Annotated in this window: 24 protein-coding genes and 1 pseudogene; 17 read left to right on the forward strand and 8 right to left on the reverse strand. The window is 70.9% G+C overall.

What is annotated here, in order from left to right:
- Nucleotides 1–156: 156 nt before the first annotated feature.
- From BGK67_RS25875 to BGK67_RS25885, 3 genes and pseudogenes are all read right to left on the reverse strand, one after another.
- Nucleotides 157–1,422: pseudogene (locus BGK67_RS25875) on the reverse strand (IS701 family transposase).
- 65 nt (nt 1,423–1,487) lie between these two features.
- The gene (locus BGK67_RS25880) at nt 1,488–2,813 is read right to left on the reverse strand and encodes a D-arabinono-1,4-lactone oxidase (protein ID WP_069922319.1); all 1,326 of its coding nucleotides are present in this window, start codon (nt 2,811–2,813) and stop codon (nt 1,488–1,490) included.
- Nucleotides 2,767–4,020 (reverse strand): MFS transporter, encoded by a 1,254-nt coding sequence (locus BGK67_RS25885; RefSeq protein ID WP_069922320.1) that lies wholly within the window; start codon nt 4,018–4,020, stop codon nt 2,767–2,769. Before BGK67_RS25885 ends, BGK67_RS25880 begins: the two co-directional genes overlap by 47 nt.
- A gap of 174 nt (nt 4,021–4,194) precedes the next feature.
- Between BGK67_RS25885 and BGK67_RS25890 the strand changes: the two genes are divergently transcribed.
- Nucleotides 4,195–5,361, forward strand: coding sequence for a ferrochelatase (locus BGK67_RS25890; RefSeq protein ID WP_069922321.1), 1,167 nt, complete (start codon nt 4,195–4,197; stop codon nt 5,359–5,361).
- A 12-nt stretch (nt 5,362–5,373) separates the two neighbouring features.
- The gene (locus BGK67_RS25895) at nt 5,374–6,177 is read left to right on the forward strand and encodes an inositol monophosphatase family protein (protein WP_432215482.1); all 804 of its coding nucleotides are present in this window, start codon (nt 5,374–5,376) and stop codon (nt 6,175–6,177) included.
- Between the two features lie 88 nt (nt 6,178–6,265).
- On the opposite strand, the gene BGK67_RS25900 is transcribed toward BGK67_RS25895, so the two are convergent.
- On the reverse strand, nt 6,266–6,445 hold the full coding sequence (locus BGK67_RS25900) for a hypothetical protein (protein ID WP_069922322.1): 180 nt from the start codon (nt 6,443–6,445) through the stop codon (nt 6,266–6,268).
- 259 nt (nt 6,446–6,704) lie between these two features.
- Between BGK67_RS25900 and BGK67_RS25905 the strand changes: the two genes are divergently transcribed.
- The 4 genes from BGK67_RS25905 to BGK67_RS25920 all read left to right on the forward strand — a co-directional run bounded on the left by BGK67_RS25905 (nt 6,705) and on the right by BGK67_RS25920 (nt 10,232).
- Entirely contained in the window at nt 6,705–7,358 is a 654-nt protein-coding gene (locus BGK67_RS25905; protein ID WP_030008767.1) for a response regulator transcription factor, read from the forward strand.
- A 5-nt stretch (nt 7,359–7,363) separates the two neighbouring features.
- Entirely contained in the window at nt 7,364–8,605 is a 1,242-nt protein-coding gene (locus tag BGK67_RS25910; protein ID WP_069922323.1) for a sensor histidine kinase, read from the forward strand.
- 382 nt (nt 8,606–8,987) lie between these two features.
- Nucleotides 8,988–9,284, forward strand: coding sequence for a DUF4193 domain-containing protein (locus BGK67_RS25915; protein ID WP_030008769.1), 297 nt, complete (start codon nt 8,988–8,990; stop codon nt 9,282–9,284).
- Between the two features lie 12 nt (nt 9,285–9,296).
- On the forward strand, nt 9,297–10,232 hold the full coding sequence (locus tag BGK67_RS25920; RefSeq protein WP_069922324.1) for a hypothetical protein: 936 nt from the start codon (nt 9,297–9,299) through the stop codon (nt 10,230–10,232).
- 30 nt (nt 10,233–10,262) lie between these two features.
- Here BGK67_RS25920 and BGK67_RS25925 read toward each other — a convergent pair whose 3' ends face one another.
- The gene (locus BGK67_RS25925; protein WP_069922325.1) at nt 10,263–10,718 is read right to left on the reverse strand and encodes a DUF3093 domain-containing protein; all 456 of its coding nucleotides are present in this window, start codon (nt 10,716–10,718) and stop codon (nt 10,263–10,265) included.
- A 58-nt stretch (nt 10,719–10,776) separates the two neighbouring features.
- Here BGK67_RS25925 and BGK67_RS25930 point away from each other — a divergent pair, with 58 nt between their 5' ends.
- The 7 genes from BGK67_RS25930 (at nt 10,777) to BGK67_RS25960 (ending at nt 17,307) form a co-directional block, all read left to right on the forward strand.
- Nucleotides 10,777–11,361 carry a PaaI family thioesterase gene (locus BGK67_RS25930; protein WP_069922326.1) on the forward strand — a complete coding sequence of 195 codons (585 nt, stop codon included), beginning with the start codon at nt 10,777–10,779 and terminating at the stop codon, nt 11,359–11,361.
- A complete protein-coding gene (gene dut / locus BGK67_RS25935) occupies nt 11,361–11,897 on the forward strand; it encodes a dUTP diphosphatase (protein WP_069922327.1) in 537 nt (178 codons plus the stop codon). Before BGK67_RS25930 ends, dut begins: the two co-directional genes overlap by 1 nt.
- Before the next feature lies 1 nt (nt 11,898).
- Nucleotides 11,899–12,690: a DUF3710 domain-containing protein gene (locus tag BGK67_RS25940; protein WP_069922328.1), complete on the forward strand. Its 792-nt coding sequence runs from the start codon at nt 11,899–11,901 to the stop codon at nt 12,688–12,690.
- A 177-nt stretch (nt 12,691–12,867) separates the two neighbouring features.
- Nucleotides 12,868–15,441, forward strand: coding sequence for a sensor histidine kinase (locus tag BGK67_RS25945; protein WP_079154373.1), 2,574 nt, complete (start codon nt 12,868–12,870; stop codon nt 15,439–15,441).
- Nucleotides 15,438–16,124, forward strand: coding sequence for a response regulator (locus tag BGK67_RS25950; protein ID WP_069922329.1), 687 nt, complete (start codon nt 15,438–15,440; stop codon nt 16,122–16,124). The genes BGK67_RS25945 and BGK67_RS25950 overlap by 4 nt, the downstream gene beginning before the upstream one ends.
- A 25-nt stretch (nt 16,125–16,149) precedes the next feature.
- Nucleotides 16,150–16,569 carry an OB-fold nucleic acid binding domain-containing protein gene (locus BGK67_RS25955; protein ID WP_079154374.1) on the forward strand — a complete coding sequence of 140 codons (420 nt, stop codon included), beginning with the start codon at nt 16,150–16,152 and terminating at the stop codon, nt 16,567–16,569.
- A gap of 3 nt (nt 16,570–16,572) precedes the next feature.
- On the forward strand, nt 16,573–17,307 hold the full coding sequence (locus BGK67_RS25960) for a DUF3159 domain-containing protein (protein ID WP_069922330.1): 735 nt from the start codon (nt 16,573–16,575) through the stop codon (nt 17,305–17,307).
- 112 nt (nt 17,308–17,419) lie between these two features.
- Here the strand turns inward: BGK67_RS25960 and BGK67_RS25965 are convergent, their stop codons facing one another.
- Both BGK67_RS25965 and BGK67_RS25970 read right to left on the reverse strand, forming a co-directional pair.
- Entirely contained in the window at nt 17,420–18,082 is a 663-nt protein-coding gene (locus BGK67_RS25965; protein WP_069922331.1) for a potassium channel family protein, read from the reverse strand.
- Nucleotides 18,079–18,747: a potassium channel family protein gene (locus tag BGK67_RS25970; protein ID WP_069922332.1), complete on the reverse strand. Its 669-nt coding sequence runs from the start codon at nt 18,745–18,747 to the stop codon at nt 18,079–18,081. The genes BGK67_RS25965 and BGK67_RS25970 overlap by 4 nt, the downstream gene beginning before the upstream one ends.
- A gap of 240 nt (nt 18,748–18,987) precedes the next feature.
- Between BGK67_RS25970 and BGK67_RS25975 the strand changes: the two genes are divergently transcribed.
- Both BGK67_RS25975 and BGK67_RS25980 read left to right on the forward strand, forming a co-directional pair.
- Nucleotides 18,988–21,042 carry an APC family permease gene (locus BGK67_RS25975; RefSeq protein ID WP_069922333.1) on the forward strand — a complete coding sequence of 685 codons (2,055 nt, stop codon included), beginning with the start codon at nt 18,988–18,990 and terminating at the stop codon, nt 21,040–21,042.
- Between the two features lie 105 nt (nt 21,043–21,147).
- Complete coding sequence (locus tag BGK67_RS25980; RefSeq protein WP_069922334.1) at nt 21,148–22,485, forward strand: class I SAM-dependent RNA methyltransferase; 1,338 nt, start codon at nt 21,148–21,150, stop codon at nt 22,483–22,485.
- A 196-nt stretch (nt 22,486–22,681) separates the two neighbouring features.
- Here the strand turns inward: BGK67_RS25980 and BGK67_RS36560 are convergent, their stop codons facing one another.
- Nucleotides 22,682–22,990 carry a hypothetical protein gene (locus BGK67_RS36560; RefSeq protein ID WP_079154375.1) on the reverse strand — a complete coding sequence of 103 codons (309 nt, stop codon included), beginning with the start codon at nt 22,988–22,990 and terminating at the stop codon, nt 22,682–22,684.
- A 1,149-nt stretch (nt 22,991–24,139) separates the two neighbouring features.
- On the opposite strand from BGK67_RS36560, the gene BGK67_RS25990 reads away from it, so the two are divergent.
- Nucleotides 24,140–24,484, forward strand: a complete 345-nt coding sequence (locus tag BGK67_RS25990) for a hypothetical protein (protein WP_141754051.1) — start codon at nt 24,140–24,142, stop codon at nt 24,482–24,484.
- A 628-nt stretch (nt 24,485–25,112) separates the two neighbouring features.
- Entirely contained in the window at nt 25,113–25,982 is an 870-nt protein-coding gene (locus BGK67_RS25995) for a papain-like cysteine protease family protein (protein WP_069922336.1), read from the forward strand.
- Nucleotides 25,983–25,988: the final 6 nt, after the last annotated feature.

Below are 25,988 nucleotides of genomic sequence, written 5' to 3' on the forward strand. Positions count from 1 at the left end.
CACCGGACGCCGCGACCCGGCAAACCTTCCCGGCCACAGCACTAGTAGTGCTTGGTCAGGTTGGTATCGCCATGGGTATGTCGCGGTGACAGGTGGGGCAGGCGCCGGTCCAGACCGCGAGGAGTAACTGCATCTCGCGGACGACCTGGTAGAGGCTCAGGCCGGCGCCGTCTCTTTTGGGGTCCGGGCCAGTCGCTGGAGGGTGCAGAAGGCGTGGGCGGCGGAGACGAGGGTGACGTGGTGATGCCAGCCGTTCCAGGTGCGGCCCTCAAAGTGGGCCAGGCCCAGGGCCTGCTTCATCTCGCGGTAGTCGTGCTCGATGCGCCAGCGGAGCTTGGCCAGCCGCACCAGCGTGGTGAGTGGAGTGTCGTCGGGCAGGCTGGAGAGCCAGAACTGCACCGGCTCCGGCTCGGTGGCGGGCCATTCGGCCAGCAGCCAGCACGCGGGCAACTCGGCTCCCTCGACGGCCTTGCGGATCTCGCGTCCGGCGGGCCTGATCCGCAGTGCCACGAACCGCGAGTACATCCGCTTGAACCCGCTGCGGCCGCTGCCTGGGCGGGAGCCCTCCCGCCACTGCACCGGCCGGGCCGCCTGCTTCCCCGCAGCGATGACCAGCTCCTTCACGCTCCTTGGCGCCTTGGGGTAAGCCGGCTGGGGCGGGCGCCCGCGGCCGCTGTGGGGCGGGATGTGAAGCGTCGCGTCGTGTGGGTGGGCCGTGACGGTGGTCGAGCTGCCCACCACGTAGTGCAGCCCGCGTTCCTCCAGGCCGAGCCGGAAGGCCGCGGTGTCCCCGTAGCCGCCGTCGGCCACAACCAGGGGCACATCGACGCCCCAGGACCGGGTCTCGTCGATCATGTCCAGGGCCGACTGCCACTTCTCGACATGGCCCATATCCGGCGGGATGCCGCACCGCTCGCGGCGGGCCACCTTGCCCGGGTCGGCCTGCGGCGAGCCGGGATCCCAGCTCTTGGGCAGGAACAAGCGCCAGTCGATCGCCGCCGAGGCGGTGTCCGAGGCCAGGTGCAAGGACACACCGCCTGGCAGTTGGTGACCTTGCCGGCGGTGCCGGTGTACTGCCGCGACACACAGGCCGAGGCGTCGCCGTCCTTGAGGAAGCCTGTGTCATCGATGATCAGCGCGGTCGGGTTGATCGCTGGAGCCATCTTCCATGCGAGTTCGGGCTCGGACATGCGCCGCCTCCCACGGGCTGGTGGTGATGAAGTGGGCCAAGGCCTGCCGGTTGCCGTCCTCACCCAGCCGGGCGGCCATCGGTTCCACCGATTTACGCTGCCCGTCCAGCAGCAGTCCGCGCAGATAGACCCCACCCCACCGACGCTGATCGGCCCGCGCGAACGGCTCGAACACATCCGCCGCGAAGTCCTCCAGCTGGCACCGGACTTCATCCAACTCCCCAGGTGTCACACCCGGTCAACGACGCAGCCCCTCAACCGGACACGCCACCGACGAATGAACCTGACCAAGCACTACTAGGCGCCCAGGACCCGCCGCAGGTAGTCGTTGCCGAACACCCGGTCCGGGTCCAGCCGGTCGCGCAGCGCGGTGAACTCGGCGAACCGCGGGTAGACCCCGGCGAAGTACTCCGCGTCCCGCGTGTGCACCTTGCCCCAGTGCGGACGGCCCCCGTGCGCGGTGAAGATGCGCTCGGCCGCCGTGAAGTAGGCCTGGTACGGGGTGCCCCGGTACATGTGCACCGCGATGTAGGCCGTCTCGCGGCCGGAGGCCGTCGACAGCGTGATGTCGTCCGCCGGGGCCGTGCGCACCTCGACCGGGAAGCTGACGCGCAGCCCGGAGCGGTCGACCATCGCCCGCAGCTCCCGCAGCGCCCCGACCACCTGCTCGCGCGGGAGGGCGTACTCCATCTCCACGAACCGGACCCGGCGCGGACTGGTGAACACCTTGTACGGGATGTCCGTGTACACGCGCGCCGACAGGGCGCGGCTGGCCACGCGGGCTATGGCGGGAATGGTGGCCGGGACCGCGCGGCCCAGCGAGTTCACCGCCTGGAAGACGCCGTTGGACAGCAGCTCGTCCTCGATCCACGCGCTCACCGGCCCGGGCGGGGCCGCGGGGCCCTGGCTGCGGTTGTTCCGCTTGGTGTTGCAGTTGCCGGTGTGCGGGAACCAGTAGAACTCGAAGTGCTCGTTCTCCGCGAAGTGCTGGTCGAACTCGGCGGTCACCCGGTCGAAGCCCATCGGTTCCTCACGGGCGGTCAGGAAGAAGACCGGTTCGACGGCGAGGGTGAGCGAGGTGACGATGCCGAGGGCGCCGATGCCGATCCGGGCCGCCGCGAAGACCTCGGGGTTCTCCTTCTCGGAGCACGTCAGCAGCCCGCCGTCGGCGGTGACCAGTTCCAGGCCGCGGATCTGGGCGGCGATGGAGGCCGAGTCGCGGCCGGTGCCGTGGGTGCCCGTGCTGGTGGCGCCGGAGACCGTCTGCTCCATGATGTCGCCCATGTTCGTGAGCGACAGGCCCTCCTTGGCCAGCGCCACGTTCAGGTCCTTGAGGACCGTGCCCGCCGCCACCGTGACGGTCCCGGCGGCCCGGTCGATCGCCCGGATCCCGGCCAGCGCCTGGGGGCGTACGAGCACCCCGTCGGTCGCGGCGGCCGCGGTGAAGGAGTGGCCGGTGCCGACCGCCTTCACCCGCAGGCCCTGTTCGGCGGCCCGGCGGACCGCCTCCTGGAGCTCCCCGACCGACGCCGGGGTCACCGTGCGCACGGGCGTGGCGGTGATGTTGCCCGCCCAGTTACGCCACGCGGTCTGGTTGTTCTGCCTTGCTGTCGCCGTCCCCATCGGTAGCTGGCTCCTCCCCTTGCGCCGGCATCGTCAGCCGGCGGTATCCCGCGAACGCGACCGCCGCCGCGGCCGCCCCCGACGCGATGGAGACGACGAACCCGCGCTGCGCGCCCGCCGCGTCGATGACCAGACCGGTCACCGACGAGCCGATCGCCACGCCGACCGCGAGGCCGGTGCTGATCCAGGTCATGCCCTCGGTCAGCTTCGCGCGTGATACGTGCGCCTCGATCAGGGCCATCGTGGTGATCATCGTGGGAGCGATGGCGAGGCCCGAGACGAAGAGCGCCACGGCAAGAAACGGAAGGTTCCCGGCCAGTAGGAGGGGGATCATACTCACGGCCATCGCGCATACGCCCAGTACCCACCGCAGTTCGGCCCGGCCCTTGAGGTGGAGCAGGCCGAAGACGATTCCGGCGATACAGGACCCGGCGGCCCAGATCGCCAGGATGAAGCTGGCCCAGGACTTGTGCCCCTGCTCCTCGGCGAAGGCCAGGGTGGACACGTCGATGGAGCCGAAGATCGCGCCGGTCGCCACGAAGGTGAGCGTCAGCACCTGCAGGCCGGGGGAGCGCAGGGCCGAGGTGCGGTCCCCGCCCTCGGTGCGCGGGTGCGGCGCGGGCTCGGTGGAGCGCTGCGCGGTCAGCACCCAGACGCCCACCAGCAGGCAGACGGCGGCGATCAGCGGACCGGCCTCGGGGAACCAGGTGGTGGACAGGCCGATGGCGATGATCGGGCCGAAGATGAAGCAGACCTCGTCGACCACGGACTCCAGCGAGTACGCCGTGTGCAGTTCGCGCGGCGAGTCCTGGTAGATCACGGTCCACCGGGCGCGGACCATCGAGCCGACGCTCGGCACGCAGCCGGCGATCGCGGCGAACAGGAAGAGGGTCCAGTCGGGCCACCCGTTCGCGGCGGCGACCAGCAGCCCGGCGACCGAGACCACGGAGACCAGGGTGGCGGGGCGCAGGATCCGCCGCTGGCCGTACTGGTCGACCAGCCGCGAGACCTGCGGGCCGATCACGGCGGCGGCCAGGGCGAGGGTGCCGGTGAGGGCGCTCGCCATCGCGTAGCGGCCGGTGATCTCGGAGATCATCGTGAGGATGCCGACCCCGACCATGGAGATCGGCAGGCGGCCTATGAGGCCGGCAGCGCTGAACCCCTTGGTGCCGGGGGCGGCGAAGATGGCGCGATAGGGACTGGGCAAGGGCTCTCCGTAAGGAACGTCATCAGCCCATACAGGTTACGACTGCCGACCAGGCGCCCGCACGGGATAAAGGCTCCCTACGTGGGAACTTAGGTTCACCTTACCTCTGGTGCGGGCGCGTCCCGGGGCCGGGCCGATTCCCGCTCGCGGGGGCCGGGTGGCAGGATTCGACGCATGTCAGACCAGCTCCGCGCCGCCGCCCGGTCCCGGGCCGAAGGCCCCGCCGCCCCGTACGACGCCCTCCTGCTGCTCTCCTTCGGGGGGCCCGAGGGACCCGAGGACGTCGTGCCGTTCCTGGAGAACGTCACGCGAGGGCGCGGGATCCCGCGCGAGCGGCTCGAGGAGGTCGGGCAGCACTACTTCGGCTTCGGCGGGGTCAGCCCGATCAACGCGCAGAACCGCGCGCTGCTCGACGCGTTGCGAAAGGACTTCGCCGAGCACGGGCTGGACCTGCCGGTCTACTGGGGCAACCGCAACTGGGCCCCGTACCTCACGGACGTGATGCGGGAGATGGCCGCCGACGGCCGCCGCCGCATCGCCGTGCTCGCGACCAGCGCGTACGCCTCGTACTCCGGCTGCCGGCAGTACCGCGAGAACCTCGCCGACGCGCTGGCCGCCCTGGTCGAGGAGGGCGTGGAGCCGCCGCGCGTCGACAAGCTGCGGCACTACTTCAACCACCCCGGCTTCCTCGACCCCATGATCGAAGGGGTGGTGGCCGCGCTCGGCGGGCTGCCCGAGGACGTCCGGGACGGCGCCCACCTCGCCTTCACCACCCACTCCATCCCCACGGCCGCCGCGGACACCTCCGGCCCCGTCGAGGACCACACCGGGGGCGGCGAGGGCGGTGCCTACGTCAAGCAGCACCTCGACGCCGCCCGCGTGATCGCCGACGAGGTGGCCGTGCGGACCGGCCTCGCGCACCCCTGGCAGCTCGTCTACCAGTCCCGCAGCGGCGCCCCGCACATCCCGTGGCTGGAGCCGGACATCTGCGACCACCTGGAGGCCCTGCACGCCGAGGGCGCGCCCGCCGTGGTCATGGTGCCCATCGGCTTCGTCTCCGACCACATGGAGGTCCTCTACGACCTCGACACCGAGGCCACCGCCAAGGCGGCCGAACTGGGCCTGCCCGTCGCCCGCTCCGCGACGGTCGGCGCCGACCCCGCTTTCGCCGGGGCGGTGCGGGAACTCGTCCTCGAGCGCGCCGCCAAGGAACGCGGCGAGGCGGCCGAGGAGTGCTGGGTGGGCACGCTGGGGCAGAGCCACGACCTGTGCGCCGCGGGCTGCTGCCCGGGGCGCACCCCCCGGCCGGCCGCCGCGGGCGCCGACAGTCCGTACGCATAGGGATGAGGGACCTTGATCTCCGATGACCTGAAGGCCGAACTGCTGGACGTGGGCCTGGAGGCCGCCCGCCAGGCCGGGGCGCTGCTGCGCGACGGCAGGCCCGCCGATCTCGCGGTGGCGGCGACGAAGACCAGCCCCATCGACGTGGTGACCGAGATGGACATCGCGGCCGAGAAGCTGATCACCGGCATCCTCGCCGAACGGCGGCCGGAGGACGGACTGCTCGGCGAGGAGGGCGCCGACGCCCCCGGCACGAGCGGCGTGCGGTGGGTCGTCGACCCGCTGGACGGGACCGTGAACTACCTCTACGGCCTGCCCAGCTGGGGCGTGTCCATCGCGGCCGAGTACCAGGGCGAGACCGTGGTCGGCGTCGTGGCGGCCCCGATGCGCGGGGAGACCTACCACGCGGTGCTCGGCGGCGGGGCCTGGCTGGGTGACGTGCGCCTTTCCTGCCGGCCGGCGGCGCCGCTGGACCAGGCCCTGCTCGGAACCGGCTTCGCGTACGTCCAGACCCGCCGGGCCCACCAGGCCGGGGTCGTGGCGCGGATCATCCCCCTGGTGCGGGACATCCGGCGGGGCGGATCGGCGGCGCTGGACCTGTGCGACGTGGCCGCCGGGCGGCTCGACGGGTACTACGAGCGCGGGCTGAACCCCTGGGACCTGGCGGCGGGCGACCTGATCGCCCGGGAGGCCGGGGCCCTGACCGGCGGCCGGCCGGGGGAGCCGGCCTCGGGCGAGCTCGCGCTCGCCGCGACGCCCGCGGTGTTCGCCTCGCTGCAGCCGCTGCTGGACGAGGCGGGGGCCTGGCACGACTGACCGGTGCCGGCCCGGGCGGCACCGCGCATGAGGGAACCCCGGCCGCCCGAGGGGGCGGCCGGGGTTCTGGCTGTGCGGAGGCTCCGGGTCAGCAGGCGGGCACGGAGACCGAGACCGGAACACCGTGCTCGGCGGCGAGGCGCTGGAGGTCCTCCAGCTCCGCCTGTTCCACTTCCGCGAGGAAGTCGTCGCCCGCCTCGCGGGCGTGCATGAGGTCCGACTGCGTGGCCCTGATGCGCTGCAGGAGACCCGCGGTGAATGCGTCCATGGTGGGTTCGCCCCCTCTTCGTGGGTCGGCGGCGGGACGTGGCAGTCCGCCGTCAGGGAGTGGATGGGGTGTGCTGACGTCCTCCCCGGCACCCTGGGCCCAGAAACCTCGCAAGACGAGGGAATCCTCACCTCCGCCCGGGCCGCGCCCGTCGCCGCACCCTGCGAGCGTCGTCTTACAGCCGGTTTACGGCCGAAACGGGCAGGATGGGCGGCGCAACACACGTGTGCCCTGCTGGGCTCGGAGGAAGGAAATCGACGTGCGCGTACTCGTCGTCGAGGACGAGCAGCTGCTCGCCGATGCGGTGGCCACCGGACTGCGCCGGGAGGCCATGGCCGTGGACGTCGTGTACGACGGCGCCGCCGCCCTGGAGCGTGTCGGCGTCAACGACTACGACGTGGTCGTGCTCGACCGGGACCTCCCGCTCGTGCACGGCGACGACGTCTGCCGGAAGATCGTCGAGCTCGGCATGCCCACCCGCGTCCTGATGCTGACCGCCTCCGGCGACGTCAGCGACCGCGTGGAGGGGCTGGAGCTCGGGGCGGACGACTACCTGCCCAAGCCCTTCGCCTTCACCGAGCTGACCGCCCGCGTGCGGGCCCTGGGACGGCGCACCACCGTCGCCCTGCCGCCGGTCCTGGAGCGGGCCGGCATCAAGCTGGACCCGAACCGGCGCGAGGTGTTCCGAGAGGGCAAGGAGGTGCAGCTGGCGCCCAAGGAGTTCGCGGTGCTGGAGGTCCTCATGCGCAGCGAGGGGACCGTGGTCTCCGCCGAGCAGCTGCTGGAGAAGGCCTGGGACGAGAACACCGACCCCTTCACGAACGTCGTACGGGTGACGGTGATGACCCTGCGCCGCAAGCTGGGCGAGCCCCCGGTCATCGTGACCGTGCCGGGCTCCGGATACCGGATCTGACGCGCGTGCCAGCCAACCCGGCGCCACCGGCCGCGCCGCCGAAACCGACCTGGGACCCCGGCCAGCCCGAGGGTCCTTTCCCTTGGCTGCGGCCGACCATCCGCATACGGCTCACGCTGCTGTACGGCGGGATGTTCCTGATCGCGGGGATCCTGCTGCTGTCGATCATCTACCTGCTGGCGGCCCAGGCCCTGCGGGAGGGCAACGCGCCCCCGTTCCAGATCGTCGGCGGCGAGGTGAAGGTCACCAGCAGCACCTGCCCGGGTGTGGTGGGCCAGCTGACGCCCAGCGAGTTCAACGCCGCGATCGGCCACTGCATGCTCGAACAGCGCCGGCACGCGCTGGACGACCTGCTGAGCCGCTCGCTGATGGCCCTGCTGGGGCTGAGCATCATCGCCTTCGCCTTCGGCTACGCGATGGCCGGCCGGGTGCTCTCGCCGCTCGGCAAGATCACCCGCACCGCCCGCCGGGTGGTCGGCTCCGACCTGACCCGGCGGATCGAGCTGGACGGGCCGGACGACGAGCTCAAGGAGCTCGCCGACACCTTCGACGAGATGCTCGACCGGCTGGAGCGGGCCTTCACGGCCCAGCAGCGGTTCGTCGCGAACGCCTCGCACGAGCTGCGGACCCCGCTCGCGATCAACCGCACCCTGCTGGAGGTGCACCTGTCCGACCCGGGGGCGCCGATCGAGCTCCAGCAGCTCGGCAAGACCCTGCTCGCCACCAACGAGCGCAGCGAGCAGCTGGTCGAGGGCCTGCTGCTGCTGGCCCGCAGCGAGAACCAGATCGTCGAGCGCAAGCCCGTGGACCTGGCGGAGGTCGCCTCCCGCGCCCTCGACCAGGTGCGCGGGGAGGCCGAGGCGAAGGGCGTGGAGATCCGCGGCGAGCGCGCCCTTGCCGTGATCCAGGGCAACGGCGTCCTGCTCGAGCGGATCGCGCTCAACCTGGTGCAGAACGCGGTCCGGTACAACGCGCCGGAGGAGGGCTGGGTGGAGGTCACCACCGAGGTCCAGCACGGCCACGCGGTCCTCGTCGTGTCGAACACGGGTCCCGTGGTTCCCGCGTACGAGGTGGACAACCTCTTCGAGCCCTTCAGGCGGCTGCGTACGGAGCGGACGAACAGCGACAAGGGTGTCGGGCTCGGCCTCTCCATCGCGCGCTCCGTGGCCCGCGCGCACGGCGGACGGATCCAGGCGACCCCCCGGGAAGGCGGTGGCCTCGTGATGCGTGTCACTCTTCCTATGTGAGTACCCCACCCCGTGTTCGCTTTTGGCTGAATGCTTGTCATGTGAAGGCAGTCGGTTCTGTGTGATCGATCACATGCCCGAGTGTCGGACCATGTGCGTTCTGTGACCCCATCGCGGCCGGAACGCCCGGGACGTCCGGGTTTCCGGCCCCCCGGATGGCGGGAAATACACGGGGTGGCGTTTGTGCAAGACGGCCCCCGGACCGTGTACGGTCCCGGTCGTCATCCCAGCTGATTGCTCCTACGGGCAGGCGGCTGGGTGTCGATTGAGTAACAGACCTTGATGTGAGGCAAAATCTCCGCCTCAGGTCGGGCACAAGTCCGGCCTCTCGCGCGTTACGTGCGCTGAGACACCGCTAACACCCAGAGGGGGAGAGCGAACAATGGCAACGGACTACGACACCCCACGCAAGACCGACGACGACGTCGACAACGACAGCATTGAAGAGCTGAAGGCCCGGCGTAACGAGAAGTCGACCTCGTCCGCGGACATGGACGAATTCGATTCGGTCGAGAGCATGGAGCTTCCCGGCGCGGACCTCTCCAACGAGGAGCTGGCCGTCCGGGTCCTGCCGAAGCAGGCCGACGAGTTCACCTGCATGAGCTGCTTCCTGGTGCACCACCGCAGCCAGCTGGCACGTGAGAAGAACGGTCAGCCGATCTGTCGCGACTGCGACTGAGAGGCGTCGGCCGTGGCTGGCTCGACACCATTTCGGAAGCGCCGCTTCCGAAAATCTGGTGATCCGGCGGAGACGCAGGCGGAAACCACGGACCCGGCGACGAGTCCTGGAACCTCCGGCGGCTCCGCCATGGGTACCGCCCACGTGCCCTCCGACACCGCCCCAGCGGTGCCGTCGGCCACAGGAGTCGACGAGGAGGCCCGGCACCGGCCCGGGGCTCGTCGGCTGCGAGCCGTCAGGAACGGTGTACGCAGGGGCGGCGAAAGTGTCAGGGACGCCGCCCTGTACATCACCGACAGGATCATCGAGAACGCCCCGCGCGTTCCGGTTCGGGACCTCGCGACCCTGCGCGCGCAGTTCCCGGGCCTCGGCCCCGATCAGCTTGCCGACAAGCTGATCCACGGCGCCGCCAATGCCACCTCCACCGTCGGAGCGGGCATCGGAGCGGCGGCCATGCTGCCCGTCCCGCCCGCCATGCCGGCGGAGCTGGCCGCGGAGATCACCGGCGTCGCCGCCATCGAACTCAAGCTCATCGCCGAACTCCACGAGGTCTACGGCCTGCGCCCGCCCGGCACGCTCGGACAGCGCAGCTTCGCCTACCTGACCTCCTGGACCGAGGAGCGCGGGGTCGACCTCACCAAGCCGACCACGCTGAACGCGGCGCTCGGCGGCCAGATGAAGCGCGAACTGCGCCAGCAGATCACCAAGCGGATGTTCCGCAACCTGCCCAACCTGATGCCGTTCATGGTCGGTGCGGCGGTGGGCGCGGTCATGAACCGCCGCGACACCCGCAAACTCGCCGAGAAGGTCCGTGGCGACCTGCGCGCCCGCGCCGTGCCCTGGGACGCCCTGCCGCGGCTCGCGCCCCTGGAACAGCCCTCCCAGCCCCTTCCCGAGGCCACCAGGGCCGCACTCGAAGGCCCTGAGCACCACGACGGCGGAGCCTGAGGGCCGCCGCCCGCCCGGCACCCCGGAGGGTCAGCCCTTCGCCGCGAGGATCGCCGCCCGCAGGGCCTCGGGCTCGCGGGTGGAGACGTACACGTACGGGGTCGGGTCCGCCGGGTCGGTCACCTCGACGCGGACCGCGGTCGGCACGTAGCTGCGCATCAGCATAAAGGCGCGGGTATCGGCCTTGTACGTGCGCCAGGCGCGCGACTCCTCGGCGTCCAGGACCTCGGGATCGCCCAGGGCCGTCACCGGGATCCGGGCCTCGCCCGCCGCCAGGGCTCCGTTCACCACGCGCACGCGCGCGGAGCCGTACGAACTCACCAGCAGCCCGGCCAGCCCGGCGCCCCCGACCAGCCCGGCCAGCAGCGGCAGCGTGCCCAGCGGCAGCAGCATCAGCGCGCACGCGAGGCCGATGAGTACGGCGATGCCCCACCAGGAGCGGGGGGCGGTCAGACGTTCGTCGTGGTGCGCGGGGGAGAGCTGCATGCGCTCAAGCCTGCCACGAGGCGACCGGCGGGTAGCCGCGCGGGTAAGGTCTGCGGCTGTGAGTGGACGAAACACAGCGTTGACGCCGCCGGCCGATGCCGCCGCGCCGGTCCGGCACCCCGACGCGCCCGCGCCCGGCGAGCTCCTCGGCGCGCACTACGAGCACTGCTTCGGCTGCGGCGGGGGCCAGCCGCACGGACTCCACCTGGAGGCCCGTGCGGGTGAGGGCGTACGCGTCACCGCCGAGTTCACCGTCAAGCCCGCGCACCAGGGCGCCCCCGGCCTCGCCCACGGCGGCGTGCTGGCCACCGCGCTCGACGAGACGCTCGGCTCGCTGAACTGGCTGCTGCGCGTCATCGCCGTGACGGGCCGGCTGGAGACCGACTTCGTACGGCCCGTTCCGGTGGACACCGTGCTGTACCTCGACGCCGAGGTCACCGCGGTCGCCGGACGGAAGATCTACTGCAGCGCGGTCGGCCGGATAGGCGGGCCCGAGGGGCCGGTCGCCGTGCGCGCGGACGCGCTGTTCATCGAGGTGAAGGTCGACCACTTCATCGACAACGGTCGGCCCGAGGAGATCCGGGCGGCGATGGCCGACCCGGACCAGGTCAGGCGCGCCCGCGCCTTCGAGGTGAACCCCTGATGTCCCTGAATGATCACGCCCCCGTCGACGTGCTGATCCGCCGCGTCGACCCGGAGGTGCCCCTCCCCGCCTACGGCCACCCCGGTGACGCCGGCTGCGACCTGGTGACCACCCAGGCCGCCGAGCTGGAGCCCGGCGAGCGGACCGTACTCCCCACCGGGGTGTCCATCGCGCTGCCCGACGGCTACGCCGCCTTCGTGCACCCGCGGTCCGGCCTGGCCGCCCGCTGCGGGCTCGCGCTCGTGAATGCCCCGGGGACGGTGGATGCCGGGTACCGTGGGGAGATCAAGGTGATCGTGGTCAATCTCGACCCTCGCGAGAGCGTCCGGTTCGAGCGTTTCGACCGCATTGCCCAGCTGGTTGTCCAGCGGGTCGAGAAGGTGCGCTTCCACGAGGTGGCGGAACTTCCCGGCTCGGCCCGGGCCGAGGGGGGTTTCGGTTCCACCGGCGGTCATCCGGCCGTGGCCGGATCGGACGCTGGTCAGCAGGGTGGGAATGGCTACGCTTCGGTCGTAACCGACCGGGAAGGACAGTGACGTGTTCGGACGTCGCAAGAAGAACGACTCCGCCAAGGACGGCGGCGCGGCCGAGCAGGTCGATGGCCGTGTGTCCGGCCTGGACGCCGGCGAGCAGGACGGCGCCGAGGAGCTCGACGCGGCCCAGCCGCGCCGCGTGAACCTGCCTCCCGCCCCGCGGCCCGACGGCCCCTGGGACGTCTCCGAGGTGCTCGGCAACCCGGCCGACGGCCGGGTCGACCTGGGCGGCATCTTCGTACCCGGGGTCGAGGGCATGGAGCTGCGGGTCGAGGTCGCCGGTGACGCGATCGTCGCCGCGACCGTCGTCCTCGGCGACAGCGCCGTACAGCTGCAGGCCTTCGCCGCACCGCGCAAGGAAGGCATCTGGGGCGAGGTCCGCGAGGAGATCGCCGCGGGCATCACCCAGCAGGGCGGCATCATCGACGAGGTCGAGGGCTCACTGGGCTGGGAGCTGCGCGCACAGGTTCCCGTACCGCTGCCGGACGGGCAGACCGGCGCGCAGCTGGTCCGCTTCGTCGGCGTCGACGGTCCGCGCTGGTTCCTGCGCGGTGTCATCTCCGGCCAGGGCGCGGTGCGCCCCGAGTCGGCGGGTGTCCTCGAGCAGATCTTCCGCGACACCGTCGTGGTCCGCGGTGACGGCCCGATGGCCCCCCGCGACCCGATCGTCCTGAAGCTGCCCAACGACGCCCAGATGGTGCCGGACGGCGTGCAGACGGAGGACCAGGAAGGCTCCCGCTTCGGCGGTGGCATGGGACAGCTGGAGCGCGGCCCGGAGATCACCGAGGTCCGCTGACTCCGGTCGCGCCCCTGCGGGGGCACTGTCACGTTTCGGGCCGGTGGGCCCCGCCGCTCCGGTGGGGCCCACCGGCTTTTGCGCGCCACCGCGTCCGCGCGTCAGGGATGCGTCAGGGATGTGCGTACGGCCCTCCATCGGTGCGTGGGCCGTGCGGGCGTCCCCGAGAATGGGCGCATGGGACGCGGCAAGCTCAGGATCTATCTCGGCGCGGCACCCGGTGTGGGCAAGACCTACGCGATGCTCTCCGAAGGCCACCGCAGGGTGGAGCGGGGCGCGAACTGCGTGGTCGGCTTCGTCGAGCACCACGGGCGGCCGCGCACGGAGGTCATGCTGCACGGCCTGGACCAGGTGCCGCGCAGGCAGCTGAGCCACCGCGGGGCCGCCTTCACCGAGATGGACGTGGACGCCGTCCTCGCCCGGCGCCCGGCCATAGCGCTCGTGGACGAGCTCGCGCACACCAACGTGCCCGGCTCGCGCAACGCCAAGCGCTGGCAGGACGTGGAGGAGCTGCTGAAGGCCGGCATCGACGTGGTGTCGACCGTCAACATCCAGCACCTGGAGTCCCTCGGGGACGTGGTCGAGTCGATCACCGGGGTGCGGCAGCGGGAGACCGTGCCGGACGAGGTGGTGCGGCGGGCCGACCAGATCGAACTCGTCGACATGTCGCCGCAGGCCCTGCGCCGGCGGATGGCGCACGGCAATATCTACCAGTCGGACAAGGTCGACGCGGCCCTGTCCAACTACTTCCGCCCCGGCAACCTGACCGCGCTGCGCGAGCTGGCGCTGCTGTGGGTGGCCGACCGGGCCGACGAGTACCTCCAGCAGTACCGCGGCGAGCACGGCATCCGCTCCACCTGGCAGGCGCGGGAGCGGATCGTCGTCGGGCTCACCGGCGGGCCGGAGGGGCGCACCCTGATCAGGCGGGCCTCCCGGATCGCCGCCAAGGGCTCGGGGAGCGAGATCCTCGCGGTCTACATCGCCCGCAGCGACGGGCTGACCGCGGCCTCGCCCAAGGAGCTGGCCGTCCAGCGGACCCTGGTGGAGGACCTGGGAGGAACGTTTCACCATGTGATCGGCGACAACGTTCCCGAGGCGCTCCTCGCCTTCGCCGGCGGGGTCAACGCCACCCAGATCGTGCTCGGCTCCAGCCGCCGCAAGACCTGGCAGTACGTACTGGGCCCCGGCGTCGGCGCCACCGTCGCCCGCGACTCCGGACCCGACCTCGACGTCCACATCGTCACCCACGAGGCGGTGGCCAGGGGGCGAGGCCTGCCCGTGGTCCGCTCGGCCTCCCGGCTGGGGCGTCCCCGGCTCGTGGCGGGCTGGGTGGTGGGCGTGCTGCTGCCCGTGCTGCTCTGCCTGCTGCTCACGCACATCGAGGCGGACGTCGGCCTCGCCAACGACATGCTGCTCTTCCTGGCGCTGACGGTGGCGGCCGCGCTGCTGGGCGGCCTGTGGCCGGCCCTGGCCTCCGCCGCCGTCGGATCGCTGCTGCTGAACTACTTCTTCGCCCCGCCCCTGCACCGGCTCACGGTCTCCGACCCGAAGAACATCGTGGCCATCGCCGTCTTCTTCGGGGTGGCCGTCTCCGTGGCCTCCGTGGTGGACCTGGCCGCCCGGCGCACGCACCAGGCGGCCCGGCTGCGCGCCGAGTCCGAGATCCTCTCCTTCCTGGCGGGCAGCGTGCTGCGCGGGGAGACCAGCCTGGAGGCGCTGCTGGTGCGGGTGCGCGAGACCTTCGCCATGGAGTCCGTGGCCCTGCTCGAGCGGGACGGCGAGGTCGAGCCGTGGCGGCGGGCCGGCAGCGTGGGCCCCGACCCGGTGGACCGGCCCGAGGACGCCGATGTCGACATGCCGATCGGCGACCACATGGCGCTGGCCCTGACGGGGCGGGTGCTGCCCGCCGAGGACCGCCGCGTGCTCGGCGCCTTCGCCGCCCAGGCGGCCGTGGTCCTGGACCGGCAGCGGCTGGTCGGGGCGGCCGAGGAGGCCCGCAGGCAGGCCGAGGGCAACCGGATCCGGACCGCGCTGCTGGCCGCCGTCAGCCACGACCTGCGGACACCGCTGGCCTCCATCAAGGCCTCCGTGAGCTCCCTGCGCTCCGACGACGTGGACTGGTCCGAGGAGGACCGGGCCGAGCTCCTGGCGGGCATCGAGGACGGCGCCGACCGGCTGGACCACCTCGTGGGCAACCTGCTGGACATGTCCCGGCTGCAGACCGGCACCGTCACCCCGCTGATCCGGGAGATCGACCTCGACGAGGTGATCCCGATGGCGCTGGGCGGCGTACCGGAGGACAGCGTGGTGCTCGACGTGCCCGAGACGCTGCCCATGGTGGCCGTGGACCCGGGGCTGCTGGAGCGGACCGTGGCCAACGTGGTGGAGAACGCCGTCAAGTACAGCCGCCCCGGGGAGCGGGTGCTGGTCGCGGCCAGCTTCCTCGGCGACCGGGTCGAGGTGCGGGTGGTCGACCGGGGGCCCGGCGTGCCCGACGAGGCCAAGGACAGGATCTTCGCCCCATTCCAGCGGCACGGCGACGCGCCGCGGGGGGCCGGGGTGGGCCTCGGGCTCGCCGTGGCCCGGGGCTTCGCCGAGGCGATGGACGGCGCCCTCGCGGCCGAGGACACCCCCGGCGGCGGGCTCACCATGGTGCTGACCCTGCGGGCGGCCGCGCGGGACGGAGCGGACAGAGTGGAACGTGATCACGACCGTGATCCGCTGATACGACAGAAGGCAGGACCTCAATGACCCGGGTGCTCGTGGTGGAAGACGAGCCGCAGATCGTCCGAGCCCTCGTGATCAATCTGAAGGCGCGCAAGTACGAGGTCGACGCGGCGGCCGACGGAGCGGGCGCCCTGGAGCTCGCGGCGGCCCGCCACCCCGACGTGGTCCTCCTCGACCTCGGCCTGCCCGACATGGACGGCATCGAGGTGATCAAGGGCCTGCGGGGCTGGACCAGGGTGCCGATCCTGGTGCTCTCCGCCCGCCACACCTCCGACGAGAAGGTCGAGGCACTGGACGCGGGCGCCGACGACTACGTCACCAAGCCCTTCGGCATGGACGAGCTGCTGGCCCGGCTGCGCGCGGCCGTCCGCCGGGCCGAGCCGGCCGCCGGCTCCGGCGAGGACGAGGTGGTCGTGGAGACCGCGGGCTTCACCGTGGACCTGGCCGCGAAGAAGGCCGTACGGGAGGGGCGCGACGTCCGGCTCACGCCCACCGAGTGGCACCTGCTGGAGGTCCTGGTCCGCAACGCCGGCAAGCTGGTCAGCCAGAAGCAGCTGCTGCGGGAGGTCTGGGGCCCCTCGTACGGCACGGAGACGAACTACCTGCGGGTCTACATGGCGCAACTGCGGCGCAAACTGGAGGCCGACCCCTCGCACCCGCGGCACTTCATCACCGAACCGGGCATGGGATACCGCTTCGAGAGGTAGTGGGCACGCCGGTACGCTTCCTGTTATGAGTGCTGAACCGCGTCCCGAGAAGCCCGCGAAGCCGGCCAGGCCGGTGGGCCGGTTCCGCCGGATGATAGAGCGGCTGTCCACCTCCCAGGAGGAGCTGCATTCGGCGGAGCTTCAAGAGGACGCAGAGGCCGCGGGGTGCACGCGGATCTGCGACTGCCACGACCGGCAGATAGTCAAGGTGACCGGCACCCTGCGTACGGTCACCTTGCGGCCGCGCGCCGGCGTCCCCGCCCTGGAGGCGGAGCTGTTCGACGGCTCGGCGGCGCTGGACGTGGTGTGGCTCGGGCGTCGCTCGATCGTGGGAATCGAGCCCGGACGGCGCATGATCGCCTCGGGCCGCATCTCCATGACCCACGGCCGTCGGGTGCTCTTCAACCCGAAGTACGAACTCCGACCGCTCGGACAGGAGCACTGACCGGTGACGTCACTCGACAAACCGTCCACCCCCGAACCCGGTAGCCCCCACGGCGCTCCCGCCGACGATCAGAGCGCGGTGACGCAGGCGGCGCTGTTCGACGCCTTCGGCGGTATCCGGGGCACCGTGGAGACGATGCTCCCCGGGCTGCTGTTCGTCATGATCTACACGATCAACCGGGACGTGAAGCTGTCCGCGCTCGCGGCGGGCGCGGTCGCGGTGCTGCTGGTGATCGTGCGGCTGCTGCGCAAGGACACGGTGAAGCACGCCTTCAGCGGGGTCTTCGGCGTGGGCGTGGGCGTGGCCTTCGCCCTGTTCACGGGCAGCGCGAAGGGCTTCTACCTGCCGGGCATGATCTACGGAGCCGGCCTGGGCGTGGCCTTCACGGTCTCGGCGCTGGTGGGCTTCCCGCTGCTGGGCGTGATCCTCGGGCCGGTGTTCAAGGAGAACCTGTCCTGGCGCACCCGCAACCCCGGCCGCAAGAAGGCGTACGTCAAGGCGAGCCTGGCCTGGGGGATCATCTTCCTGGTCAAGTACGCGATCCTCTTCCCGCTGTACTGGTGGGGCGACGCGACGCAGCTGGGCTGGGTCCTGATCGCGCTGAAGCTCCCGCCGATGGTGCTCGCGGTGTACTTCACCTGGCTCTTCCTGGCCAAGGCCCCGCCGCCGATCGACGTGATCGCGGAATGGGAAGCGAAGGAAGCCGCGGAGACGGCAGCCCGCGAAAACCGCGCGTAGCCCAGCAGTCGTCCAGCCTCGCCGGAAGGCCGGCCCGGGCAGCACGAAGGGGCGGGGCGACCACCGGTCGCCCCGCCCCTTCGTCGTGCGAGCGTGCCCGCAGGGCTACCGGCTACCGCCGGGCCTGCAGCAGGTCCTCCAGCTGCTCCTCCCGCGCCTGCGCGGCCACGAAGAGCAGCTCGTCGCCCGGCTCCAGGGTCTCCTCCGCGTGCGGGGTCAGCACCCGGTTGCCCCGGATGATCGTGACCAGCGAGGTGTCCTCGGGCCAGGTGATGTCGCTGATCTGGGTGCCGGCGACGGACGAGTCGGCGGGCAGGGTCAGCTCGACCAGGTTGGCGTCGCCGTGGCTGAAGCGCAGCAGCCGTACCAGGTCGCCGACGCTGACGGCCTCCTCGACCAGGGCCGACATCAGACGCGGTGTGGACACCGCGACGTCGACGCCCCAGGACTCGTTGAAGAGCCACTCGTTCTTCGGGTTGTTGACCCGGGCCACCACGCGCGGGACCCCGTACTCGGTCTTGGCGAGCAGCGAGACGACGAGGTTGACCTTGTCGTCGCCGGTCGCCGCGATGACCACGTTGCAGCGCTGCAGCGCCGCCTCGTCCAGCGAGGTGATCTCGCAGGCGTCGGCCAGCAGCCACTCGGCCTGCGGCACCCGCTCCACGGAGATGGCGGTCGGGGCCTTGTCGACCAGGAGCACCTCGTGCCCGTTCTCCAGCAGCTCGCCCGCGATGGAACGGCCCACCGCGCCTGCCCCGGCGATCGCGACTCTCATGCGTGTGCCTCCTCAGGCCCCTCGGCGAAGGCCTCCTCGACCTTTTCGATCTCGTCCGTGCGCATCATCACGTGGACGAGGTCGCCCTCCTGGAGGACGGTCGCCGACGTGGGCAGGACCGCTTCGCCCAGGCGGGTCAGGAAGGCGACGCGGACGCCGGTCTCCTCCTGGAGCTTGCTGACCTTGTGGCCGACCCAGGCGTCCGAGGCGTGCACCTCGGCGAGCTGCACACCGCCGCTCGGGTCGCGCCACAGCGGCTCGGAGCCCGAGGGCAGCAGCCGGCGCAGCATCTGGTCGGCCGTCCACCTGACGGTGGCCACGGTGGGGATGCCGAGGCGCTGGTAGACCTCGGCGCGCTTGGGGTCGTAGATGCGGGCGGCGACGTTCTCGACGCCGAACATCTCCCGGGCCACCCGGGCGGCGATGATGTTGGAATTGTCACCACTGCTGACGGCGGCGAACGCGCCCGCCTCCTCGATCCCGGCCTCCCGCAGGGTGTCCTGGTCGAAGCCGACCCCGGTGACGCGGCGGCCGCCGAAGCCGGCCCCCAGCCGGCGGAATGCGGTGGGGTCCTGATCGACGACGGCGACCGTATGCCCCTGCTGTTCCAGGGTCTGCGCGAGGGCGGAACCCACTCTTCCGCAACCCATGATGACGATGTGCACGGCCGTCCTTCCGGCTGTCAGCGGCTCGCTGGTACCAGCCTCATTGCATGCTCTGGTTTAACAGGGTCTCAGACCATGGCCCAAGCTACACACGGGCGGTCACCAGCGGGGCCTCTTCGTCGCCGTTCCGGGGCGTTCGGGCGGCGTACGGATGGCATATCCGCTGCATAAGGGCGGCGCAATGCCGCGCGGCGGGGTGCGGGTTCGTCAGTCCGATATCGAACGCTTACGATCCTCTGCGTGTCCAAACTGACCGACGTGCCCAAACGGATCCTGATCGGCCGGGCGCTCCGCAGCGACCGCCTCGGAGAAACACTCCTTCCCAAGCGGATCGCCCTCCCCGTCTTCGCTTCCGACCCGCTCTCCTCCGTGGCATATGCCCCGGGCGAGGTCCTGCTGGTCCTGTCGATCGCGGGCGTGTCGGCGTACCACTTCAGCCCCTGGATCGCGCTCGCGGTCGTCGTACTGATGTTCACCGTGGTCGCCTCCTACCGGCAGAACGTCCACGCCTATCCGAGCGGCGGCGGCGACTACGAGGTCGCCAACACCAACCTCGGTCCCAGGGCCGGTCTCACGGTGGCGAGCGCCCTGCTCGTCGACTACGTCCTGACCGTCGCCGTTTCGATCTCCTCCGGTGTGGAGAACCTCGGCTCCGCCGTCGATTTCGTCATCGAGCACAAGGTGCTCTCGGCGATGGTCATGATCCTGCTGCTCACGCTGATGAACCTGCGCGGCGTGAGGGAGTCCGGAAAGCTCTTCGCCATCCCGACCTACGTGTTCGTCGGGGCCGTCTTCGTCATGATCGCCTGGGGCGCGTGGCGGGGCATCGTCGTCGGCGACACCATGAAGGCCCCGACCGCCGACCTGGAGATCAAGCCCGAACACCAGGGCCTGGCCGGCTTCGCGCTGGTCTTCCTGCTGCTGCGGGCCTTCTCCTCCGGCTGCGCCGCGCTCACGGGCGTCGAGGCCATCAGCAACGGCGTCCCCGCCTTCCGCAAGCCCAAGAGCAAGAACGCGGCCACCACCCTCCTGCTCATGGGCGGCCTGGCCGTCACCATGTTCTGCGGGATCATCGGCCTGGCCATGGCCACGAACGTGCGGATGGCCGAGACGCCCTCCGTGGACCTGCTGAAGGACGGCGTCCCCGTCGGCGACGGCTACGTCCAGCACCCGGTGATCTCCCAGGTCGCCGAAGCCGTGTTCGGCGACGGCAGCATCCTCTTCATCGTGCTGGCCGCGGCCACCGCGCTGGTCCTGTTCCTGGCCGCCAACACCGCGTACAACGGCTTCCCGCTGCTCGGCTCGATCCTCGCCCAGGACCGCTACCTGCCGCGCCAGCTGCACACCCGCGGCGACCGCCTCGCCTTCTCCAACGGCATCGTGCTCCTCGCGGGCGCCGCCATGCTCCTCGTATGGGTCTACGACGCCGACTCGACCAAGCTGATCCAGCTCTACATCGTCGGCGTGTTCGTCTCGTTCACCCTGAGCCAGATCGGCATGGTCCGGCACTGGAACCGCCACCTGAAGTCGGAGCGCGACCAGGCCGCCCGCCGCCGCATGCACCGCTCCCGGGCGATCAACACCTTCGGCGCCTTCTTCACCGGCATGGTGCTGGTCGTGGTCCTCGCCACCAAGTTCACCCACGGCGCCTGGGTCGCCCTGCTCGGCATGCTGATCTTCTACGGCACCATGTCCGCGATCCGCAAGCACTACGACCGCGTCTCCGCCGAGATCGCCGCCGCCGAGGGCCCCAGCGACGACAGTGTGCGGCCCTCCCGCGTCCACTCGATCGTCCTGGTCTCCAAGGTCCACAAGCCCACGCTGCGCGCCCTGGCCTTCGCCAAGCTGACCCGCTCGGACACCCTGGAGGCGCTCAGCATCAGCGTCGACCCGGCCGAGACCAAGGCGCTGCGCCAGGAGTGGGACCGGCGCGGGATCAACGTCCCGCTCAAGATCCTCGACTCGCCGTACCGGGAGATCACCCGCCCGGTGGTGGAGTACGTGAAGGGCCTGCGCAGCGAGAACCCGCGCGACGCGGTCAGCGTGTACATCCCGGAGTACGTCGTCGGGCGCTGGTACGAGCACCTCTTGCACAACCAGAGCGCGCTGCGGCTCAAGGGCCGGCTGCTCTTCACCCCCGGTGTGATGGTCACCTCGGTGCCCTACCAGCTGGAGTCCTCCGAGCTCGCCAAGCGGCGGGCCAGGAAGCGCCAGGACTGGAACGCCCCGGGCGCGGTGCGCCGCGGCCCCGTGGACACCCCGCGCCCGCCGAAGGACCCTGCCGCCAAGCGCTGAGCGCAGCCGCCGTCGGAGTGGTGAAAGGCCGGACGAGATCCACGTAAACTGGTGGGTCGGTCGTCCGGCCGTTCACCGTTTTCAGGTTTTTGGAGTCTCCCCACCATGACGAGCGCCGAGCAGAACGAGAAGCAGTCACTGGTCGGGGAGGAGTACGAGGTCGAGGTCGGCCCCGTCGCACACGGCGGGCACTGCATCGCCCGGACCGCCGACGGCCGCGTCCTGTTCGTCCGCCACACGCTGCCCGGCGAGAAGGTCATCGCGAAGGTCACCGAGGGCGAAGCCGACGCCCGCTTCCTGCGCGCCGACGCGATCACCGTGCTGGAAGCCTCCAAGGACCGTGTGCCCGCCCCCTGCCCGTACGCCGGCCCCGGCAAGTGCGGCGGCTGCGACTGGCAGCACGCCAAGCCCGGCGCCCAGCGCCGGCTCAAGGGCGAGGTCGTCGCCGAGCAGCTGCAGCGGCTCGCCGGGCTCACCCCTGAGGAGGCCGGCTGGGACGGCACCGTCATCCCGGCCGAGGGCGACAAGCTGCCCGCCGGACAGGTCCCGCAATGGCGCACCCGCGTCCAGTTCGCGATCGACGAGGACGGCAACGCCGGTCTGCGCAAGCACCGTTCGCACGACATCGAGCTGATCGACCACTGCATGATCGCGGCGGCGGGCGTCAGCGAGCTGGGCATCGAGAAGCAGGACTGGCCCCAGATGGCGTCGGTGGAGGCCATCGCCGCCTCCGGCTCGGGCGACCGCCAGGTGGTCCTCACCCCGCGCCCCGGCGGCCGCCTCCCCCTCGTCGAGCTCGACAAGCCGGTCTCGGTCCTCCGGGTCGAGGAGAAGGACGGCGGCGTCCACCGCGTCCACGGCCGCCCCTTCGTCCGCGAACGCGCCGACGGCCGCACCTACCGCGTCGGCATGGGCGGCTTCTGGCAGGTCCACCCGCAGGCCGCGGACACCCTGATCAAGGCCGTCATGCAGGGCCTGATGCCGCGCAAGGGCGAGATGGCCCTCGACCTGTACTGCGGCGTCGGCATCTTCGCGGGCGCCCTGGCCGAACGCCTCGGCGAGACGGGCGCGGTGCTCGGCATCGAGTCGACGAAGCGCGCGGTCGAGGACGCCCGGCACAACCTGGCCGACTTCCCGCGCGTCCGTGTGGAGCAGGGCAAGGTCGAGCAGATCCTCCCGAAGACCGGCATCACCGAGTGCGACCTGGTCGTCCTGGACCCCCCGCGCGCCGGCGCCGGCAAGCAGACGGTCCGCCACATCGCGGGCCTCTCCGCCCGCCGCATCGCGTACGTGGCCTGCGACCCGGCGGCGCTGGCCCGCGACCTGGGCTACTTCAAGGAAAACGGCTACAAGGTCCGCACCCTGCGCGCCTTCGACCTTTTCCCGATGACCCACCACGTCGAGTGCGTGGCGATCCTCGAACCGATCGCGAAGGGGGCCTGACCTGCAGGTTTCCCGGAGTGCGTGATGTGCATTGCGGACGTTACGGGCGATATCTTGACGCTGAAATGACACCCATTCTGACGTGGCGTCAGGGCTGTGATCCTGCAGGCCGCGCTGGGTGCTGAGCTCGGTTCGTGCGGTCTGGCTTTGCGGCGACTTGAGGAAGCCGATCGCCCACCGCCGGCAGAGCGGGTGCTCAGTAGCGGGGGCCGTAGGGGCTCAAGCCATGCAGGAACGGCTTGAGGTCCTCGGCCCCGGGCTCGGCAATTTCCGGCGTCAGCGGTGAACCGTTGAGTGGATTCAGGCGTTGTGCGTCGCCCTCGGCCCAGGTGATCCGCGCCTCGGCTGCGTCCTTGGCCGGTCCGAGCGGCAGACTCATCGCGTGGAGTCGGAGTGCGCCGAGGTACTGGACGAGACCCGCTGCGCGGCTCCACGCCGCGTTCTGTGCTTCAAGGTGGCGGGCGCGGTATGCCTCTGCGTATTCGGCCGTGGCCTGACGCTTCACGGCTTCCCCTCGCGTGCCCTTCTGCCTGGGCCTCCTCCAGGTCGGCCAGACGCCTGCGCCCGGCTGCCTGCCCGCGGAGGCCGACCTCAGCCATCACCCAACGGTATACGGCGAGCCTCTGCCTTTTGAAGGGCCGGTCGAACGCGACCCCGAAAGGTCCCGGCCGCCTTGCGGCCGGGGCCGTCACGGTGACGGTGGCCGTGGCCGCGGGCTGGGGGCCGGACGTCCGCAACCCGGATGAGCTTGCGGTCGGTCTGCCTCAATGTCTGGTGTGTCTCGCCCTGGTGGCGCCAGGAGAAGCCGCATCCGGCCGCTGTCGAGGTCCGTTCCGAGCGGCAAACTGGCGTCGCGTGTGCGCATGCAGCACCCATAGCGCACGTCACTTACGTCACGAAGTCAGGCCTGCATGGCTCTGACCTGCGGTTCAGAGCAGTGTGCATGCTGGGCGGTGCGGGCGTCGAGGGCGATGGATCGACGCTCGTGACGCACGTTTGACGCACACCCGGCCCATTCCTGACGGATCGTGAGCACGGAAGAGCCGCCTCCCGCACCAGGGGGCCCGGCGCTGGTGGCCTGCGGCTCTGGCTTGCCCTCTACGTGGACGACGTGGAGTTCGATGCCGTCCCGCTGGCGTTCGGAACGTCCGAACAACCCACCAGTGGTCTCCGACTGATCGTGAGGCTCATCGACATGGGTCAAGGGCGTCGTCGTGATGCCCGGTCACGACCCGTCCCTCGGCGTCCTTGAGGTCCGCGACTCCTGAATACGCGGGCCCACCGGTCCCCCGTCGCGCATCAAGGCCTTCGCGGTGCCGAGTCGTCGCTCTCGGGCGGAGCGAGGGATTCCTTACCGCTCGTAACAGGGGGAATTCGTCCGGTAGTAATTAGGTGAATCGCTGACTGAATTTCCGTCAGCAAGCCTCACTCGATTATCTCGATTCCATAACGGCATGACGGAAATGGCCTGGACCATCTCGCGTCTATGCGCGTAAGTGCCTTGATTTTAAAGTAAATTGATAGATCATCAGATACAACCACCAAGGTAACAGTCGGATATCTCGAAGCCCATTCCCGTTTGTCCGAATTCTCCATCGCATCCGTCTGGCAGGCTTCGGGCCACCCACTCCTCCGGCCAGCAATTGAGGTGCGCATGACGGATTACCGTCGAGAGAAGCGTGAACATCGGCGCGCGCCACGCCGGTTGATACTCCCCTCCGCCGCCGCTGCGTCGGCCGCGGCTTCAGCGGGTGGCATCGCCTACTTGGGGCTCGGCGACAATTCCCAGGCGGGGCCCGCCGCTCAGGCCGGCGCCGCCGCGGACGTCCTCGCACCGGCCGCCGCGCCGAAGGCCGTGGCTTCGGATCCGGCCCGCCCGGCGAGCGGCGGATACGCCCTCACCGCGAGCAACCGCCCGTACTGCGAGGCGCGTCTGCTCGACCTTCAGCGCGCCGACGGGCGCGCAACGCAGGTTTGGACGGTCCAGAAGGTCGGCTGACCTTCGACCGTCCTGTCGACCACCGGTGGACGGCCACCTTCCCCATGCGGCCGGCCGCCGGCTCCCTCACCGCCCCCCCCGCATCCCCACCGCACAGGGAGCACCACAACGATGCGTACACGGCACAGCCCCCCGGCACCTACCGGACTCGGGGCCTGTTCCTCCTCCTCGCCCAGACCCTGGCCCTGGCAACCCGTCATCGGGGCGCACGTCCACGTCGGGTTCCCCTCCCGCGGACGCGCCGAACGCGAGGTCTCCGTACCGGTCGCCGACCCGGCACCGCCCCAGCGCTTCCGCCGCGCCCACCGCCCCCGCTCCTGCTCCTGCGAGCCTTTGGGCCGCAGCCGTGCCCTCGGCTGACGCATCCGCCCAGCCGCCCCGGTCGGCGACGGGAGCACCTTCTCCTGGACAACGACGGGCGAAGTGGTCCGTAACCAGCGCGTCGTGTGAGCTCGAACATCGTGGCGGCCGTGACGTTCCCACGCCGTTCCGTTCGGCGCCAACCGGCTGACCTCCCGGCATCCATCGGTATGCCGCCGCCGAGCCAGGCGCCCTACGACATCTGTCGCGCAGACCGGACGACCGGGCTGCCGGGCAGGCCATTCCCGTATTTTTCAGATCAAGGAGCATGATGCACAAACGTCGCGCGTCCCGCCGGAAGAAAGCGCTGACAGCCGCGATCACCGCCGCACTCTCCGGCGGTCTGCTGTTCGGCTTCAATACCCTCGCCCAGGCCGATGTGGTCAGCGGCACGGTCATCGGCGGGCAGGGCAACTACAAGACCGTCAACCACCGGGCCAGGCCGTCCCTCTCGGCCCAGCTGAAGGGCTCCTCGAAGGTAGGCGCCAAGATCCAGATGTCCTGCCGGACCACCGGCGACACCGTGGAGAACAACCCGCGGTGGATCTACACCGGCTCGTACTACATCGCCGACGCCTTCATCAGGGAAAACACCACCCCGCTGCCGGTCTGCGGTTCGGGCCCGAACCCGAAACCCACCCCCACTCGTCCCCCCACGACCGCGAAGACACTCCCGATCGACATGCAGAAGCAGGTCAGGACCCAGTGGTGCTGGGACGCCTCCGGCGTGACCATCGCCAAACACTGGGGCCGATCCGTCAGCCAGGAGCAGTTCTGCCAGCTCGCCGCCCAGGGAACCTGGGTGGACTGCAACAACCAGCCCGCGACGCTGGAGGACATGGCCAATGGCCTGGCCAGGCTGGGACTGAGGAACAGCGGCCGCAGCCTGTACCGCAACGCCTCGTTCGGCGAGTCCGCCGCCGAGATCGACGCAGGCCGGCCGTTCGCCGTGCGCTTCGGCTGGCGCACCGGCGGCGGTCACATGAACGTCATCTACGGCTACGACAGCGCCACCAACATGATCGCGGTCGGCGACCCGTGGCAGACCACCCAGACCTACACCTGGTGGAACCACTCCACTTACGCGAACAACAACTCGTTCCAGTGGACCCACTCCCGCATCGGCATCCAGGGCTGAGGAGCA

Source organism: Streptomyces subrutilus (assembly GCF_001746425.1).
Lineage (GTDB): Bacteria > Actinomycetota > Actinomycetes > Streptomycetales > Streptomycetaceae > Streptomyces > Streptomyces subrutilus_A.

Coding starts and splice junctions, on each gene's coding strand:
- BGK67_RS25965 (WP_069922331.1), bottom strand. CDS start 18,082: ATGAGAGTCGCGATCGCCGGGGCAGGCGCGGTGGGCCGTTCCATCGCG.
- BGK67_RS25955 (WP_079154374.1), top strand. CDS start 16,150: ATGAGTGCTGAACCGCGTCCCGAGAAGCCCGCGAAGCCGGCCAGGCCG.
- BGK67_RS25925 (WP_069922325.1), bottom strand. CDS start 10,718: ATGCAGCTCTCCCCCGCGCACCACGACGAACGTCTGACCGCCCCCCGC.
- dut (WP_069922327.1), top strand. CDS start 11,361: ATGTCCCTGAATGATCACGCCCCCGTCGACGTGCTGATCCGCCGCGTC.
- BGK67_RS25980 (WP_069922334.1), top strand. CDS start 21,148: ATGACGAGCGCCGAGCAGAACGAGAAGCAGTCACTGGTCGGGGAGGAG.
- BGK67_RS25990 (WP_141754051.1), top strand. CDS start 24,140: ATGACGGATTACCGTCGAGAGAAGCGTGAACATCGGCGCGCGCCACGC.
- BGK67_RS25890 (WP_069922321.1), top strand. CDS start 4,195: ATGTCAGACCAGCTCCGCGCCGCCGCCCGGTCCCGGGCCGAAGGCCCC.
- BGK67_RS25915 (WP_030008769.1), top strand. CDS start 8,988: ATGGCAACGGACTACGACACCCCACGCAAGACCGACGACGACGTCGAC.
- BGK67_RS25945 (WP_079154373.1), top strand. CDS start 12,868: ATGGGACGCGGCAAGCTCAGGATCTATCTCGGCGCGGCACCCGGTGTG.
- BGK67_RS25900 (WP_069922322.1), bottom strand. CDS start 6,445: ATGGACGCATTCACCGCGGGTCTCCTGCAGCGCATCAGGGCCACGCAG.
- BGK67_RS25880 (WP_069922319.1), bottom strand. CDS start 2,813: ATGGGGACGGCGACAGCAAGGCAGAACAACCAGACCGCGTGGCGTAAC.
- BGK67_RS25995 (WP_069922336.1), top strand. CDS start 25,113: ATGATGCACAAACGTCGCGCGTCCCGCCGGAAGAAAGCGCTGACAGCC.
- BGK67_RS25950 (WP_069922329.1), top strand. CDS start 15,438: ATGACCCGGGTGCTCGTGGTGGAAGACGAGCCGCAGATCGTCCGAGCC.